The organism is Microbacterium sp. GbtcB4, assembly GCF_019091465.1.
Taxonomy (GTDB): Bacteria; Actinomycetota; Actinomycetes; order Actinomycetales; family Microbacteriaceae; genus Microbacterium; species Microbacterium paraoxydans.
Map to the genome: position 1 here is coordinate 1 of NZ_JAGXJJ010000640.1, position 233 is coordinate 233.

Annotated in this window: 1 protein-coding gene; it reads left to right on the plus strand. The window is 75.1% G+C overall.

From position 1 onward, the window contains the following. Nucleotides 1-11: 11 nt before the first annotated feature. Nucleotides 12-233, plus strand: a 222-nt coding sequence (locus tag KVS71_RS19090) for a LacI family DNA-binding transcriptional regulator (protein ID WP_217585314.1), incomplete at its 3' end; no start/stop codon positions are given.

Here is a 233-nt window from a genome sequence, read left to right on the forward strand (position 1 = left end):
GAGGAGTCTGCGTGAGCAAGGCCGCGACGGTGTACGCCGTCGCCGACCGCGCCGGAGTGTCGATCGCGACCGTGTCGCGGGTGTTGCGCCCGCCGGAGGCCGTCCGTCCGGCGACCCGGGAGCGGGTGCTCGACGCGGTCTCCGCGCTGGGGTACGACCCCAGTGGGAGCGCGCGGGGTCTCGCCGAACGCCGGACCGGGGTGCTGGGGCTGTACTTCCCCGGATTCGACGCC